The sequence below is a fragment of the Sediminibacterium soli genome, assembly GCF_009939225.1.
Taxonomy (GTDB): domain Bacteria; phylum Bacteroidota; class Bacteroidia; order Chitinophagales; family Chitinophagaceae; genus Sediminibacterium; species Sediminibacterium soli.
The window spans coordinates 268,930-285,407 of the sequence record NZ_JAACJR010000003.1 but is presented as its reverse complement, the minus strand read 5'-3'; the positions used below and the strand labels follow the sequence as shown (position 1 = coordinate 285,407).

General features: G+C 50.9%; 10 protein-coding genes and 1 tRNA gene. 5 read left to right on the top strand and 6 right to left on the bottom strand.

Annotated elements, in window-relative coordinates; all coding sequences use genetic code 11:
• Window positions 1-151: 151 nt before the first annotated feature.
• Window positions 152-1,402 (bottom strand): c-type cytochrome, encoded by a 1,251-nt coding sequence (locus GWC94_RS01320; RefSeq protein WP_161833198.1) that lies wholly within the window; start codon window positions 1,400-1,402, stop codon window positions 152-154.
• 364 nt (window positions 1,403-1,766) lie between these two features.
• Between GWC94_RS01320 and GWC94_RS01315 the strand changes: the two genes are divergently transcribed.
• The 4 genes from GWC94_RS01315 (at window position 1,767) to GWC94_RS01300 (ending at window position 5,526) form a co-directional block, all read left to right on the top strand.
• Window positions 1,767-2,756, top strand: coding sequence for a phosphoribosylglycinamide formyltransferase (locus GWC94_RS01315; RefSeq protein WP_235918418.1), 990 nt, complete (start codon window positions 1,767-1,769; stop codon window positions 2,754-2,756).
• A 37-nt stretch (window positions 2,757-2,793) separates the two neighbouring features.
• Entirely contained in the window at window positions 2,794-3,525 is a 732-nt protein-coding gene (locus tag GWC94_RS01310; protein WP_161833197.1) for a TylF/MycF/NovP-related O-methyltransferase, read from the top strand.
• Window positions 3,526-3,743: 218 nt separating this feature from the next.
• Window positions 3,744-4,187, top strand: coding sequence for a hypothetical protein (locus GWC94_RS01305; RefSeq protein ID WP_161833196.1), 444 nt, complete (start codon window positions 3,744-3,746; stop codon window positions 4,185-4,187).
• A 49-nt stretch (window positions 4,188-4,236) separates the two neighbouring features.
• Window positions 4,237-5,526 carry a serine hydrolase domain-containing protein gene (locus GWC94_RS01300; protein WP_161833195.1) on the top strand — a complete coding sequence of 430 codons (1,290 nt, stop codon included), beginning with the start codon at window positions 4,237-4,239 and terminating at the stop codon, window positions 5,524-5,526.
• 30 nt (window positions 5,527-5,556) lie between these two features.
• Here the strand turns inward: GWC94_RS01300 and GWC94_RS01295 are convergent, their stop codons facing one another.
• From GWC94_RS01295 to GWC94_RS01285, 3 genes are all read right to left on the bottom strand, one after another.
• Window positions 5,557-12,336: an Ig-like domain-containing protein gene (locus tag GWC94_RS01295; RefSeq protein ID WP_161833194.1), complete on the bottom strand. Its 6,780-nt coding sequence runs from the start codon at window positions 12,334-12,336 to the stop codon at window positions 5,557-5,559.
• 383 nt (window positions 12,337-12,719) lie between these two features.
• Window positions 12,720-13,373, bottom strand: coding sequence for a tetratricopeptide repeat protein (locus GWC94_RS01290; protein WP_161833193.1), 654 nt, complete (start codon window positions 13,371-13,373; stop codon window positions 12,720-12,722).
• A gap of 128 nt (window positions 13,374-13,501) precedes the next feature.
• A complete protein-coding gene (locus GWC94_RS01285; RefSeq protein ID WP_161833192.1) occupies window positions 13,502-13,948 on the bottom strand; it encodes a VOC family protein in 447 nt (148 codons plus the stop codon).
• A 218-nt stretch (window positions 13,949-14,166) separates the two neighbouring features.
• Here GWC94_RS01285 and GWC94_RS01280 point away from each other — a divergent pair.
• Window positions 14,167-14,238, top strand: a tRNA-Arg gene (locus GWC94_RS01280).
• A gap of 150 nt (window positions 14,239-14,388) precedes the next feature.
• Here the strand turns inward: GWC94_RS01280 and GWC94_RS01275 are convergent.
• The gene (locus tag GWC94_RS01275; protein WP_161833191.1) at window positions 14,389-15,036 is read right to left on the bottom strand and encodes an alpha/beta hydrolase; all 648 of its coding nucleotides are present in this window, start codon (window positions 15,034-15,036) and stop codon (window positions 14,389-14,391) included.
• A gap of 240 nt (window positions 15,037-15,276) precedes the next feature.
• Window positions 15,277-16,272: an agmatine deiminase family protein gene (locus GWC94_RS01270; RefSeq protein WP_161833190.1), complete on the bottom strand. Its 996-nt coding sequence runs from the start codon at window positions 16,270-16,272 to the stop codon at window positions 15,277-15,279.
• Window positions 16,273-16,478 lie beyond the last annotated feature (206 nt).

Here is a 16,478-nt window from a genome sequence, read left to right as displayed (position 1 = left end):
GGCAGGCGGGTTTGAGAATTTGAAAATTTGAACATGCATTGAAGCATATTTTCAATTCCCGCTTTCTTTATTCTAAATTTCTGTTGTACTTCGCATTGAAATCAGGCAATCCAAAACCGACAATTTTCAAATCTTTAAATTGTCAAATTGCTTAATAGTGACATTTCTGGCATTCCGTACCACCGATCTTTTCAACCGTAATGCCTTTGGCACTGTCGATCTTTCCGTTTTTCAGGTCTTCGTGGTATTTCTCGTAAATGCTGTAAAATCCGTTGTCTTTAAACTGAACTTTTGTTTCGCGGTGACAGTTGATACACCAGCCCATGCTCAGGTCTGCAAACTGTTTTACTTCGTCCATTTTCTGGATCTCACCATGGCAGGTCTGGCAGGCCACCTGGCCGGCTTTTACGTGCTGTGAGTGGTTGAAGTAAACATGGTCGGGCAGGTTATGGATGCGAACCCATTCAACCGGTTTTGCGTTGGACGGATCCCAGTTGGCCCAGGTTTTACTGGTTTCAAAACCGGCGTATTTGTGCAGTTTCTGGATCTCCGCGGTACCATTCACCTCTTCGCCTTCTGCATTGTACAGTTTTTCGCCGTTGTATTCCGTAATGGCGGCATGGCAGTTCATACAGATATTCACCGAAGGAATGGTGGCCTGTTTGCCCTGGTATACACCAATATGGCAGTACTGGCAATTGATCTGGTTGATGCCGGCATGCACTTTATGAGAGTAGAAAATGGGTTGCGTGGGCTCGTAGTCTTTTGAGCGGCCCAGCGCCATGGCGCCCTTGGCCGTAAGGTATCCGCCGATAACGAACAGTACGATCGTGATCATGGCGATATAGCTCTTGTTTCTCCAGAAAGGCACGGGTTCAACACCGCCATGACCTTCTTTTTCGTCGGCCAGTTTTTTCAGGTTGGCATTTACCTGTAATAAAGTAAGCGCAACCACTGCCAGGATCAGGGTAAGGATACCGAATAACAGGCTGTTATCGCTTTCCTCGCCTTTTTCCGCAACAGGGCCGGCAGCAGGACCCGCTTTGGAAGGATCGGGAACAGTTTTAATATAGTCAACGATCGCGTCGATATCTTTCTCGCTCAGCTGGGGAAAGCCAGTCATCAGCGTAGGCGCATATTCTTTGATCAGACCGGCTGCATAGGCATCGGTTTTGGCAAAACCCGCGGGGTTATGCACCCAGGCATGCAGCTTGGTTTTATCGGGCCAACGGTCTTCCACGCCAGCCAGCGCCGGACCCGTCAGTTTTTTGTGAACCGCGTGACAGGAGGCGCAATTTGTCTGAAATAATGTCTTACCGTCTTGTGCATTTACTGATAAAGTGCCGAATAAGAGGATTGTTCCGGTTATCGTTGTCTTGGCTAAACGTCTAAAAGATATCATATTCACAAACGGGTGATTCTTGGTGTGGAAAAATATCCGTGAACGGGGGCAAAAATATGACAGGAAGCTGACAAAAACCAAACCTCCTTAAAATTTTTTTACCCTTATCCAGCCTGCATTTCAGCGGATTACCGAGGGAAAGATGTGCAAATTGTCATGGAATGGAGCGGAAGAATAGTTGAGCCGCTGCATGGTTTAATTGCTGAATGGCTGTATGGCTTTATTGATGAATGGTAAATTAAATGGCAGATTCCCGCTGGTGGTATGCCGGCAGCAACGCAGCTATTAAACAATTAAACAATATAACCGTTCCCAACCGGGCTTCTCTCTTCAACCTATCAACCTATCAACTATTTTTGCCCCCATGTTCAAACGACTGCAGCAGAAATGGGGGGTAAGCACCCGCCAGTTCTGGATCATCTTTATTGCCTTCGGTCTTACCGGCACCACCGCTGCTATCCTTACCCGCTATATCACCGGCTGGCTCGGGTTTGATGCATATACGCACTGGGCCTGGAAACTGCTGCTCCGGCTGGCGATGCTGCTGGTAGGCTACCAGCTACTCTTATTGTTTTACGGAGCGTTACTCGGACAATGGGCTTTTTTCTGGAAATACGAGCGGAAGCTGCTGGAGAAGCTGGGGATACCGGGAAGACACAAAAAGAGAAAGGAGGCGAAACTGTTTATTCATGAGGCGGTGAATAAGTCTGCAACCTCAACCCCGAGGCCTGCGGAAGAAAGTAAAACGGCGGAAGGAGAAACCCATCCGTCATCCGGGATTCATATCGCCATTTTTGCATCGGGGGCCGGGTCGAATGCGGAAAGGATCATTGCGCATTTCGCGGGAAAGGATTCGATCCGGGTTGGACTGATCGTTTGCAACAAACCGGGAGCGGGGGTATTGCAGATCGCCGCAGACCATGGGATCGAGACCCTGCTGATCGAGAAAGAACGTTTTTTCAGGGGCGATGCCTATGTGCCGGAGCTGACAGCAAGGGGTATCGGCTTTGTTGTGCTGGCCGGTTTTCTCTGGAAAATACCGGGTTCGCTGATCGCGGCTTACCCGCGTAAGATCATCAACCTACACCCCGCACTGTTACCCAAATACGGCGGCAAGGGAATGTACGGCATGAACGTACACGAAGCCGTGATAGCAGCCAAAGAGAAAGAAAGCGGGATCACCATTCATTATGTGAACGAACATTTTGACGAGGGCGAAGCTATTTTCCAGGCCAGCTGTGCCATAGCGGAGGCAGACACACCCGAGTTGCTGGCGCAGAAGATCCACGCCCTGGAACACCTGCATTTTCCGATCGTTATCGAAAAACTTATTTTACAGAGACCGCAGCAGTAACTGCCGGCGGGTTACAGCTTTATTTTCGCCTGAACCTATGAAAAGAACACTGATCGCCCTGAATGCTTTTTGTAAACACCTGATCCTGCTGCTGCGCCCGCATGCCTGGCTGGGATTTCTGCGCAACCCGCTGCTGTTCTTTTCCAATACGCTGGCCTTATCGCGCTGGATAGCCAGGCAGCCAAAAACGGAGTTCAACGATTTCCCCGTTCTGAAACGCAACTACAATAAACGATACGATCTGTACCGGTATGTTGCCGGCCAGTATTCCCTGCTCGATATACCGGCAGATTACCTGGAGTTCGGCGTATTCGGCGGCAGATCGTTCGAATGGTGGGTGAAAGCCAATACCAACAGCGATTCCCGTTTTTACGGGTTCGACACTTTTGAAGGCCTGCCCGAAAAATGGGGCGTATTCTTTGGCAAGGGCGATATGTATGCCGATGTGCCCAGTCTCTCCGATCACCGCGCCAAATTTGTAAAAGGACTTTTCCAGGATACGCTGGTGCCTTTTTTACAGGAGCACCCGATGCACAATAACCGCAGGAAAATCATTCACCTCGATGCAGACCTGTTTTCTTCCACCCTGTTTGCCTTATCCACGCTGTACCCATACCTGAAAAAAGGAGATATTCTTTTCTTCGACGAATTCAACGTACCCAACCACGAGTTCCAGGCCCTCCGGATCTTCACCGAAGCCTTCTATGTACAAACGGAGCTGGTGGGCGCGGTGAATAATTATTACCAGGTGGCGGTGGTGGTTATATAGTTAAAAGGTTGGATGGCTACATTGTTGAATGGCTATTGGCAACAATAAAACAATGTAGCCATCCAACCTTTTGACCATTCCGCTTTTCAGTCCCGCAAATTTTCCTCCTGAAATCCCAAATTCTTCGGAACTTTATACCAGCTCTTACCCATAGCCTCGGACATACGCAACTGACTGTTTTTTGGTAAACCTTATTTGTTACACGAAAACGCTACTGTATGCTGACCGAATCTTCAAGTGCCTACCACTACAATATTTCTGCCCGGGGTATACTGGGCGGATTGTTCGTTGGTATTGGTGCAACCGTTATCAACCTGATCTTCGACTTTGTGTACCGGAAGATCACCGGGTATGAATTCGCCGAATTCATCAACATCAACACCATTATTTTCTTCACCATTCCAACGCTGGTGCTGGGCGGTATTGTGTACTCGCTGATCCTGCAGTTCATCAAACCCGGACTGGTCGTTTACATCGGCCTATGCCTGGTGCTGACGGCTGTGGTGGCGTTTATCCCCCTCGGCCCCTACATGCTCCCCACCGGCGAGCCGATGCCCGAAAGCGCGCGCGGTCTTACCCTCGGCGTGGAACTCATCACCGGCCTGATGGGCGCATTCGCCATCCCCTATTTTGCCGAGCACCCAAAGGTTTGGGGAGACTGAGGGAATATCTCTCGTTCTGATTGATTAATTTGAGGCAAATTGATTTGCCATGAGAAGAATTATCGGTACGGCGTTTACGCTGTTATTTGCATCGGTTATTATTGCGCAGTCGCGAACACTGGTTCCGGCAGCACCGGCTAAAGCAGGATTTTCTGCGGAGCGCCTGCAGCGGATCGACAGGCTGGTGAAGTCCTATATAGACAGTAACTGGATTTCAGGTGCCATAGCCATTGTTGCGAGAGATGGCAATATCGTTTACCACAAGGGCATCGGCATCGACGACGCGGTAAAAAACAACACGCTGCAGAAAGATGCCATCTTCCGCATTGCATCCCAGACAAAAGCCATCACCAGCGTGGGCATTATGATGCTCTACGAAGACGGCCGCTTACTGCTCGACGAACCCGTTTCAAAATACATTTCCGGGTTCCGCAAACCGCAGGTGCTCGATAAATTCAATGCCGCGGATACCAGCTACACCACCGTTCCGGCCAAAAGAGAGATCACTATCCGGGACCTGCTCACCCATACATCGGGCATCGGTTATGCACAGATCGGAAGCCAGCAGATGAATGCCATCTACTACAAACACGGCGTTGTGGGCGGTATCGGTCTTATGGGCGGAAGCAGGCTCGCCGACAATATCAACAGACTGGCATCGCTGCCGCTTGTTCACCAGCCCGGCGAAAAATATACCTACGGTCTCAATACCGATGTACTGGGTTACGTAATCGAAGTGATCAGCGGTATGAGCCTTGATGATTACTTCCGCAAAAAAATATTTGAGCCGCTGGGCATGAAAGACACCTATTTCTATCTGCCCAAAGACAAGCAAGCCCGTCTTGCCATGCTGCACAGCGAAGACGCAAATAAAAAAGTGATCAACGCACCTGAAAAAATGTACCTGAACGGCGTGTTCATCCGTGATTATCCTGCGCTTGCAGACGGAAGTTTTTATTCCGGTGGCGGCGGACTGGTATCCACCGCCTATGATTACGCGGTATTCATGCAAATGCTGCTGAATGGCGGCGATTACAACGGAAAGCGACTGTTAAGCCCCAACACCCTGCACCTGATGACGATTAACCAGATCGGCGATATCAATATGGGCAGGGCGGCCAAGTTCGGCCTGGGCTTCCAGGTGGTGACGGAAGCCGACGAGGCCCGCAGCAATTCACCGCTGGGAACGTTTAGCTGGGGAGGCATGTTTGCTTCATCTTACTGGATCGACCCCAGGAATAAGATCGTTGCGCAATTCGTTTTACAGCAGTACCCCATGAGCCATGGCGATATCGCAGAAAAATTCAAAGTGGCGGTATACCAGGCATTGGAAAAATAACAGCATACCGGCACCGGCCCTGTTATTTTTTTACCGGAGAACCGTTACCGATCCTGCAAACATTTTGTTGTTGAAATTGGTGTGGATGATGTAGTAGTAAGTGGCAACCGGAACGGGCTTGCCCTCGTAGGTTCCGTTCCAGGGTTTGCTGTAGCCCACGGAATAGTAAAGCCGCATCCCGCTCCTGCCGAATATTTCAACGGTGGCGCCGGGGTAATTGTTGAGTTCGGGTATTTCCCAGGTATCATGAATGCCATCACCGTTGGGTGAAAACACATTGGGTATGGCTATCGGCTTCAGCACCTTGATAAATACATCATCGGAAGCTGTGCAGGATTTGTCGTCCGTAACCCGCAGCGTATAGGTGGTGCTCTCCTTGCCGGTAAGCACCGCATTCGGCACCTGGTTACTGCTGAGGTTGCTGTTGGGCGACCATTCATAGCGAACCACGTTGCCGGTTATGGAAGGGCTCAATACCACTTTATCATCGAGAAAGATCATCCTGTCGGCACCCGCGTTCACTTTCGGCGCAGCGTTGATAACGGCGCTTAATGTATCGGCAGCAGCCAGGCAGCTTCCGTTACCGGTTGTAACAAGGTAGAAATTTACTTTGCCGGTTCTGATATCGCGTGCAGACGGCACGTATACCGGCTGCAGATCGCCGTTGCCCGATCTGTTGAAATAACCGGTTCCCTGCGAATACCATTGTGCACCGCCGGCATTGATGACCTTTCCTTTCAGGCTGATCAGCGAATCGTTGGAGCAGATCGCCACATCGGCGCCGGCATCAGCAACGGGCGCATCTGTAATAAGGATGTTGACCGACATGCCGGAAACGGGACAGACCTTGTTATTGGTAGTGACAAGTGTCAGCTTTACGCTGCCGGCTGCCGTATCGCCGCTGCTGGGAATATACCTAGCCAAAAGACTGGTGGTCGACGGAAGAAACACACCCGATCCCGAGCTGGCCCATATTCCTGTACGGGTATCATCGCCCTGTATAACACCCTGCAACTGAACCACGGCATTGTTGGCGCACACGGACTGGTCGCTGCCTGCCATGGCCTGTGCAGGTGCCACCACCGCCACTTTGGTCAGCGCCGTATCGCTATAACAACCGCTGAGGGAAGCCACCACGCGGTAAGTGCCGGAATCCGCCAGGCTGATATTCGTTAACGAAGGATTTTGCTGGGTGGTGCTGAATCCCGATTTTCCCAGCCACTGGAAATTGGCGCCGCTGGCCGATGTGGCAAACAAAAACAGTGTGCCGCCCGCACATACAGGACTGTTACTGGCGGGCGTAGGTACACCGGGTGTAGGTTTTACTGTAACAGGAACGGATGCATTGGAAGTGATGGCACAGCCCGGTGTGTTTGCCACTACAGTATACGTTCCGCTGTATTGAGCGGTGGTATTGCGTATCACCGGGTTTTGTGTTGTTGTTGAAAACCCATTCGGACCGGTCCATTTATATGATGCATCCTGGATATTGTCAACCGCAAATACCAGTGAGTCGCTGGAGCAGATGGGCGCATTGCTGCGGACCTGTGGTTTTGTCGGAGGCAGGTTCACCGTTACCCTTGTTGAATCCGTCAGTCCCGGGCAACCGGCGATGGATGCGGCCAGGTAGTACATGCCTGCATGCAGTTTGGTGCCGGAGGGTATCACCGGCGTTCGCAGCGCCGAGCTGAACCCGTAAGGGCCCGTCCACCGGTAGGTGGCATTGGCAAGCGTACCGGCCGTCAGCTGTATGCTGCTGCCTTCGCATACAGGGCCGTTATTGGTGGCGGTGGGTGCCGCAATCACCGGAAAAACATTGATACTGCCCGCCTGGCTGGTACAACCGTTCACGGTAAGCGTTACGGCATATACGCCGGCCGACTTAAGCGTAACATTCGGCAGCACGGGGTTGCGCTGCGAAGAACTGAAATTATCGGGCCCTGTCCAGGCATAGCTGGCGCCGGTAACAGAAGCGGTTGATAAAGACAGGGTACTGCCCACGCAAACAGGAGAGCTTGCCGTAACACCGGGCGCCGCCGGCGTGGGGTTTACCGTTAATACCAGAGAAAATGGCACGCCCGTGCAACTGCCGTTATCCGGAACGATGGAATACGTAACGGCAACCGGCGTGCTGCCGGTATTGTTCAGCACCTCGCTGATAGAGGTACTGGTAAAACCGGATGCGGCTGCATTGCTGATGCCCGCGATCGTATTTCTCGACCACCGGTACGACACCCCCGCCTGGTCGCTGCTGATCTCGTACAGCATGGGGTAACCGGTACAGACCATAGCGGCGCCGGGACTGTTGATCCTGGGCGGAGGCGCAACTTTTACGGTCACCGGTGCGCGATCACCGGCGCAATTGCTGATAACGGACCGTACATAGTAGGTGGTATTGGCCGTTAAAACAGGCGTGGTATAAGATGCGGCCGATGCCAGCAGGGTTCCTCCCGAAGCGGCATCGTACCATTCGTACACACCGCCGGGTGAAGTGGCAATAATGGTGGCGCTGGCGCCGGTACAGGCTTCTGCGCCCGATACCACAGGGTTTGCCGGTTTGGGTGTGATGAAAACAAGCAGGCTGTCGACCGCAGCGGCACAGGGACCGGCCGGGTCATCGGTGATAAGAAACAGTTTGGCAATCGTTTCGTTCGGCGCGGGGGTATAGCCGGTGCTGAGCTGGCTGGCATTGGAGAACACACCCTTCCCTCCCGACCAGGTGATGCCGGTTGCCGATCCGCCCATCGATCCGTTAAGCTGCACCGGGTTGCCCGCGCAGATCGTTTGCGAAACACCGGCACGGGCGGTGGCGGCGGGATTAACGGTAAGCGTATTCGATGCCGATGTAGCCGCACACCCTCCGGCAGCAGCAATGCCATTGGTAATGGTATAGGTACCCGCGGCAGACCGCGACAGGTCTATCTCACCCGTGCTTGCATCGGCAAACACAAGACCTGCAGCATTTGCCGAGAATACCCCGGCGCTGGCGCCGCTGGCAAAAACCGGTTGGATGGACTGCTGCTGCTGGCAAACAGGACCCGCATAGGAGAACGCGGCATTGGGCGTATTGGTTATCATGATCCTGGACGAGCTGCTGTACACGCAGGCGCCGCTGGTTACAAAACTCAGTACATAACTGCCGGGCGTACTGGCCGCCAGGTTGATCTCGCCGGTGGCAGTATTGCTGAATACCAGTCCTGCCGGCGCCACACTGAACAGACCCGATAACCCGCCGGCGATCGTTGGCAGGGGGTTGGTGCCCGACAGGCAGAAAGTTCCCGAAGCGTATTGAAAAGAGGGGCTGAGTTTGGGTATTACCGTAACGGTTACGGCTGTTCTGGGACCAATGCAACCGGCGCTTACGGATTGTACGTAATAAGTGGTGTTTGCATTGAGAACCGGTGTGTTAAAAGCGGCACCGGTTGATAACAATACCCCGGAAGCAGACATATCGTACCACTCGTATACACCGCCCGGCGCGGTGGCGGTAACGGTGGTACCCGTGCCCTGGCAAATAGCGGTTCCGGCGGCGTTGGGTGCGGCGGGTGTGGCAATCACATTTGCCGTTACCATGGCCATGGGTCCTTCACAACCCGAAACAAAAGCGCTTACATAATACCGTGTTGTGGCCGATAATACGCCCGTTGCATAATTGGCGCCGGTGAACAGCGGGGTGCCGCCGCCTGCCAGTGAATACCAATGGTATACACCGCCCGGCGCGGTGGCTGAAAACAATGCTGCATTACCCTGGCAAACGGTCTTATCCGCCACCGTGGGCGCAGCGGGTAATGGTGTTACTGTTACCGCCACACCGGTTCTTGCACTGGTGCAGCCGGATACGACGGCCTGCGCATAATAAAAAGCGTTGGCGCTGAGCGTGGCGGTACGGAAGGTATTGCCGGTAAACAGAAGATTACCTGCGGCAGCGGCATCGTACCATTCAACACTGCTGCCCGATGAAGCCGCTGAAAGATCTGTTGTATTGCCCGCGCAGATGGTGGTACCCGAAACAACCGGTGCCGCCGGGATAGGCGTAACGGTAACCGGAACGGCTGTTCTGCTGCCCGTACATCCCGAAATGGTTGCACTTACATAGAACATGGAATTACCGGCAAGCACACCCGAGGTATAACTGGTACCGCCGCCCAGTAATGTTCCGCCCGAAGGCGCATCATACCATTGATAAGTGCCGCCGGGCGCTGTGGCGGTAAGCGTTACCGTATTACCCCCGCAGACAGCGCCCGGCGTAACCGAAGGCGCGGCAGGCAGGGCGATCACCGTTGTGCTCACAGCCGCCCGCGGGCCGGTGCAGCCTCCCACGGTTGTCTGCACATACACGGTTTTGCCGGCGGTTAGCGTGGCGGTGGTGTATGAAACGCCAACCGATAACAGGTTACCGCCCGAAGAAGCATCGTACCATTCATAGCTACCACCTGGTGCACTGGCCGTTAAGGTGGAGGTATTGCCTGCGCAGATCGTCATCGGCAACGCGGTGGGTGCGGATGGTAAGGCAGATACCGTTACCGGCACCGCGGTCCTGTCGCTGGTGCAACCATTAATGGAGGTTTGTACATAATAACTGGCGGAGGCTGTCAGCGCCGGCGTCTGGTAACTGGCCGTTGTTGCCAGCTGTGTTCCGCCCGATGGGGATCCGTACCATCCATACGAACCGCCGGGAGAAGTTGCCTGCAGGTTTGCTTTTGTGCCGGTACAGATGGTTACTGCAGCGGCCACCGGTGCGGAGGGAATGGCATTGACCGTTACGGATACTGTTTTCCTCGGACCCGCACATCCGTTTACCACTGTCTGAACATAATAATCCGCGCTGCTGTTCAGGGCGGCCGTAAGATAGCTGTTACCTGATGTAAGCAGGTTACCACCCGAAGCGGCATCATACCATTGATTGGTGCCCGCGCCGGTGGCGGTAAGTGTAACGGTGCTGCCCGCGCATATGCTGGCATTGTTTGCCACGGGTGCCGAGGGTATTGAACTGACGGTAACCCTAACCGTTGTGCGGCTGCTCATGCAACCGGCCACACCGGCCTGAACATAATAGGTGGCATCGGCAGTCAGCACGGGTGTGGCATAGGAAGCACCGGTATAGAGGGCTGTACCGCCGCTGGACACGCCATACCATTCGTAAGGTCCGCCGGGAGCGGTGGCGGTAAGTGTTGTGCTGTTGCCAACACAGATGGCTGCTCCTGCCGCGGTGGGAGGGGCGGGACTATTGGTGATGGTGACCGAAACAGCCGCCCTGGGTCCGGTACAGCCGGATATTGTGGACTGTACATAATAGGTGGTATTGCTGGTAAGCGCGGGTGTGGTATATCCCGTCCCGGTAGCCAGCAATGTACCTGCCGAAGCCTGGTTATACCATTCGTAGACACCGCCCGGAGCCGTGGCCTGCAACGAAGCGCTGGTATTGGTGCAGATGGTGGCCGAAGAAGCCGTGGGCGCTGCCGGTATGGCGTTGACGGTTACCGCTGCGGTTGACCTGCCGCTGGTACAGCCCGACAGGGTGCTGGAAACATAATAATTCGTGCTGGCATTTAATGCGGGTGTGGTAAAACTGCTCCCGGTGAATACCAGGTTACCGGCGGTGGCTGCATCGTACCATTGGTAGGTTCCGCCTGGTGCTGTAGCATTCAGCGAGGCGGCACTGCCCGCGCAGATCGTGGCGTTGTTTACCGTTGGGTTACTGGGTATGGGGTTAACGGTAACGGTAACCGCTGTGCGGCTGCTGCTGCAGTTAGATACCAGTGTCTGCACATAATAGGTGGTGCTGGCCGAGAGTGCGGGGGTGGTAAAGGAACTGCCTGTTGCCAGCAGGTTGCCGCCCGAAGGCGCATCGAACCAGCTATAGGTGCCACCCGGTGCGGTGGCCGACAGCGTTGCGGTGCTGCCTGCGCAGATGGTGACCCCGCTTACCGTGGGTGCTGTGGGCGTTGGCGCTGCGGTTACGGTAGCTGTTTGTGTAATGGGTCCGCAACCGGTGGTATTATCCGACACTGAAACGGTATAGGTTGCCGGTGTAGCGGTAGTGATGGAAGAGGCTGTCTGACCCGAACTCCAGGAAAAAGCATAAGGTGCATTTCCGCCGGAGGCGGTGGCCGTTAAAGTGGTGCTGGCACCCGAACAGATGGCGGGATTGGCGGGTGTGATGGCCACGCTGAGTGGCGGCGTGGTATACACCCTGACGGTATCTGCCCGTGCTCCGGCGCAGGCGGTGGTAGAACCGCTGACCCGGTAATCGATATAGGCCGGTGCACCCACCGGCGGTGTAACCGTAGTGCTGGTGCATCCGCTGGTGCAGCTCAGGTAACTGTTGTATTGACCGGGGGTACCGGTAATCGAGGTCCAGGTAACCGAGGCCGCACTCAACCCCGTTACACTCATCGTTCCCGAACAGCCCTGGCGCAGGGTGATGTCGTCAGAAGCTTTTACGAGTGAAGAAGCACTGATTGTGTAGGTGGGCTTATCATTACCGGTCTTACAGAATGAAATCGACACGGTTGATAATCCTGAGATACAGACCGGCGTTGCCAGTGAAGTAACTGTGCCGCAGTTTACCTGGTAATAAGTAGATGCACCTGTCGGCGCCGGTTTCAGTACGTCAAGGCTAACCCGATCGGATCCGCTGTTTAATTTGATATTGAACACGATACAGTTACTGCCGGAACAGGCGTTGCCATTACGGGCTATATCATCGATAACAACGGTCGTGTCCTTGTTTGCGGAAAGATCAAGATTGATGGTTACCTGTGATAAGGAAGGTGTACCCAGACCCAGCAGCGCTGCCAGCATAATCATGCGGAACCATCTCTGCCCGGCAAAGACGGCCCATAAGGATATCAGTTGATATTTGGATCGTTTTAGGATATCAGTTTTCATCTCCAGGATGCATGGTATATGAACGCCTTTCTTATCCTGTAGTAAATAATGTGCCGCGCTGTAGTCTTTCGGGGGATATTGGATCACAAAAATACTGGTTTGTAAAACACGGCCGTCCCCAAAACCAAAAAGGCCGGAAAGATGATCTTTTCTTCATCTTCCGGCCTTTCCAGCGGTTGGCACCATCTATCTAACCATCTGTAAATCTATAACTTACGATTCCTCCTCCCCGTTCACCCCCATTCTCCCCTTCCTTGCTCTTCTGTTCTTTAATCCTTATTCCCTGTTCCTTATTCCCCATCCTACCCCGGCATTCTTGAAATGTATTTCTCGATCTCCTTTATCTGGTCGACTACCTGCTGGGTTTTGGGTTTGCAGGCTTTGGCTTTGCGGAAGAATTCCTTGGCGGCGCGGAACTCGCGTTTGTTCATGAAGATCTGGCACATGCTGAGGTAGGCAACGGCCTCGCTTTCTTTATCGGGGATACCGGCGCGGATGGCGGCACGGATATAGGACTCACCTTGTTTCAGGTCGCCGCGCTGCATGGCCATCATACCCAGCTGCAGTTTGTTGGCGCCTTCGGCTTCGGGCATGGGGGAGCCGAGATCGGTGCTTTTTTTCAGGTGTTTTTCTGCCGTGGTGAAATCCTGTTTCATCATGGCCAGGTTGCCTTTGATGGTATAGTAGGTAGAGCGCACGGGTTTGAACAGCAGGCCGGGAAACCAGATCGTATCCAGGATCTTCTCCACCGCATCCACATTACCCTGTTCCATCGGTTCCTGGATCAGGCGCAGCGGTCCGATGAAAAAATGGCTGGCCAACCCGATCACCCCAACAAAATACAGGGGGAAACTGGGCCAGAAACCGGTACCCGTCAGGTTCAATACCACGGCGCCGGCGATCAGCACCAGGCTAAGCCAGAAACGGTAACGTATAAGTAGGTTGTAAAACTTCATGCAGGCGAATTTTCGGCTGCAAAAATAGGGGTTTTGGGTGGTTGGATTTGGTTTGTGGTTTGTGGTCTGCAGTTTGGTTATTCCTCTGATAGGAACCACTGAAAGCAGGCAGTCAATCACAAACCAAACTAATCCTTCGCATCATTGATCTCCAGCCAGTACCCGTCGGGGTCGTTGATCCAGATTTGTTTTACCCCATCCACCCTGGTAGTGACCAGCATTTTTTCGCCTTTGGCGTTGACCCAGCCGATCTGGTGTTTTTTCAGTTTCTCCACAAAGCCGTCCACAGACGCAACGGAAAAACACATATGGTTGTTGAGGAAATATTCTTTGGGTTCTTTAGCGCCCTCGATCACATGCAGCGCCGCGCCCGGCCCAATGCGGTACCAGGCATGTTTGTTATCGTGAAAGGGTTCGGGAATGGTATCCAGTCCCATAACATTCGTATAGAAATCCACCGATTTCTGCAGGCTCACCACGAATACGGCAACATGGTTGATATGCGCTTTGTTATCCTGCGAAAAGGCGGCTTTGGCGCCAAAAGACAAGAGAAAAAGGAGCAGCAGCTGTTTCATAGCGGTAATTGAGCACCGAATATACCGATTTAAGCAGGCTTTACCGCACCGGTTTTTCTTGTTCAACTCCTTCCTAACCGCTATTTTTGCCACCCGATTATCAATTTTTGACTGCGAAATTATTAATTGATAAGCCGGTTCCGTAGTTCAATGGATAGCATATCCCCACAGTACTGTGGGGACTAAACTTTGATACAAGTTCTTTTAACAACAAACCTGGTCCCGTAGTTCAATGGATAGAATAGAAGTTTCCTAAACTTTAGATACAAGTTCGATTCTTGTCGGGACTACATTTTTTTCGCGAAAGCGCCGTAAAATCGGCGCTTTTTTCGTTTTTAGGGGTATGGTTGAGATATTGGTTGAAATAATAAAATAAAAAATTACAATATTAATATTCTCTAATTGACCATATTTTTCAGCCCACCTTTTGCAAGCTCGTGTTAGTTGCCCAATCGATCTCGAATAACCTGGCTGACCAATTTCGCGTGAGTATACACCATTAAATGCCCGGCATTTTTTATAATCTTGTCCGCGTTAACGAGACTTATTGGAAATAATCTGTCACTATCACCGTGAATATGGTAGATACTTTCTGGTCTATCTATATTTTTCCAATTAATAATTTCATTTACAGCCCATTTAATGAAAGATGCAGAGGTCGAATGAATAATTGATTTAAGCAATCTTTTGTCTGAAGATTCAGAAATACCAAAGTACCAATTTGTAAAGGGATAAATCTTGTTCAAAAGGAATTCCGGTACAATTCTATTAAATCTTGATTTGGCAAGAACCTTATAATACCACGGAATTTCGCTGATGTTGCTAATACTTGAAAGTAATATGGTTATTTGGGGTTCCAAGATCTTGGCTACTTCTGTCGCAAGAATACCACCAAATGACAATCCTACTAAGCCAAATTCTTGAGATGTATCAATAACTGAAATAATCTTATCTCGATAAGAAACAATTGTTTCATTAGGCAAGATTTTCGGCCACGCGACATGATGAACTTTTATACTATCAGGAAGCTCCAGGCGTTGAAATACTCTTTCATCTGCTCCTAATCCACTTATAAAATATAAATTCAATTTTCAAGTTTAGATGGGTTACTGCTAACTCTCAAATATACGACACCCCGTTAAAATCAACTTGCGCAAATCCACCCTCCACAGGAAGCATATACGCAACTACAGGCTTCCTTAATCTACTATAAAACATACAGGTCGATCTAAAACCAATATTAAATAAATAGGATTATCAGATTACACGCTAAGCCAGCCGCAAAGTCCATTCACCTTCCAGAAATTTTAGAATCTTCTCCATTGAAGTTAAAAAGTATAACTAAGGCAATGCAATGAGCCGCCCATTTTTGCCAACTGATCGCAATTAATCGTTTTTATCTCAAATCCCAAGTTGGATAATATTTCTGCATTCCGCGTGTTATAATACTTTGTCTCCTTGGCAGTTGGCAGATTGTATTCTGGTAGAATAACGGTGTTGTTCAGCCGCAGAAAATTAATGTAATTACCTCTTGCAGAATAAAGGCATGCTTTTTTCTTATTACGATAACACTCACATGGTACTATTTCGTCAATAGGCCGATCATAGAAGTCTATCACCTCGAATTTCTCGTCTTCAAGCCTCTTTCTGACCTCATAGATAAATTCAATATCAGCTTTTAAAAATGGCAACGAGGGATAGTTTGAAAGCAATACTTGCTTTTCAGAGAGGAAACTGATAAACCCATCAGTATGACCAATTGTATCTGTCTTGCTTCTTTCAATGATTTCAGGCCGCAGGGAAGTAAAATCCTGCAACATATTCACGATTTCCGATTTGGATAGTTCACGATTATCTTCCAATATTCTGTTGGTAAGAAATACGGTTGTCGAGTTATTGGAAAAATTACCTCCATCCATTATTAAAGGCAGATGAGATATTTTCTTCTGTAGGCACTCTTTTACGATTAGCCTCGATTGCTTATTGAGATGTTCGAAATAATCCTTATGTCGGTAGTGGGTGCAGTATTGGGGGTGATAGAACGGTTTAACTACCGATTCGCTGGTATTTATTCCTATACAATCTCGCAGCCAGATTTCGTCCCAGTGCTTGATTCCGATGGTATTCACCTTCTTGTACTGATACCTACTATCCAGTTTTTGACAGGTAGCCTTATTGTTCGTTACCAGCCACAATTGGATGTTATTTGGTATTAGGTCAATTAGCGAGTCATAGAAGGGTGTCAGTGATTCATATTCGTTGTAGAAACGCTCAGGATAGGCAAGAATAAGATTCTGAACGTCCGAATAGTCTGTGTAGACCATTTGCAATGAAAATTTGTGACGCAAAGGTACGAAGGGGTTCGTTGGAGAGATTTTAAGCCTTTCGCCTCAATTTAAACGGTGTTCATTGTAAAAGTTACTATTATATTAGTTGCAAGGTTATGCGACGTGCCTTTATAATTTATGTAAATTGTAGAAGTTAAGAGTTGATCTGACATTTTGGGGTTATTAAATAAGTGTCGTTACTT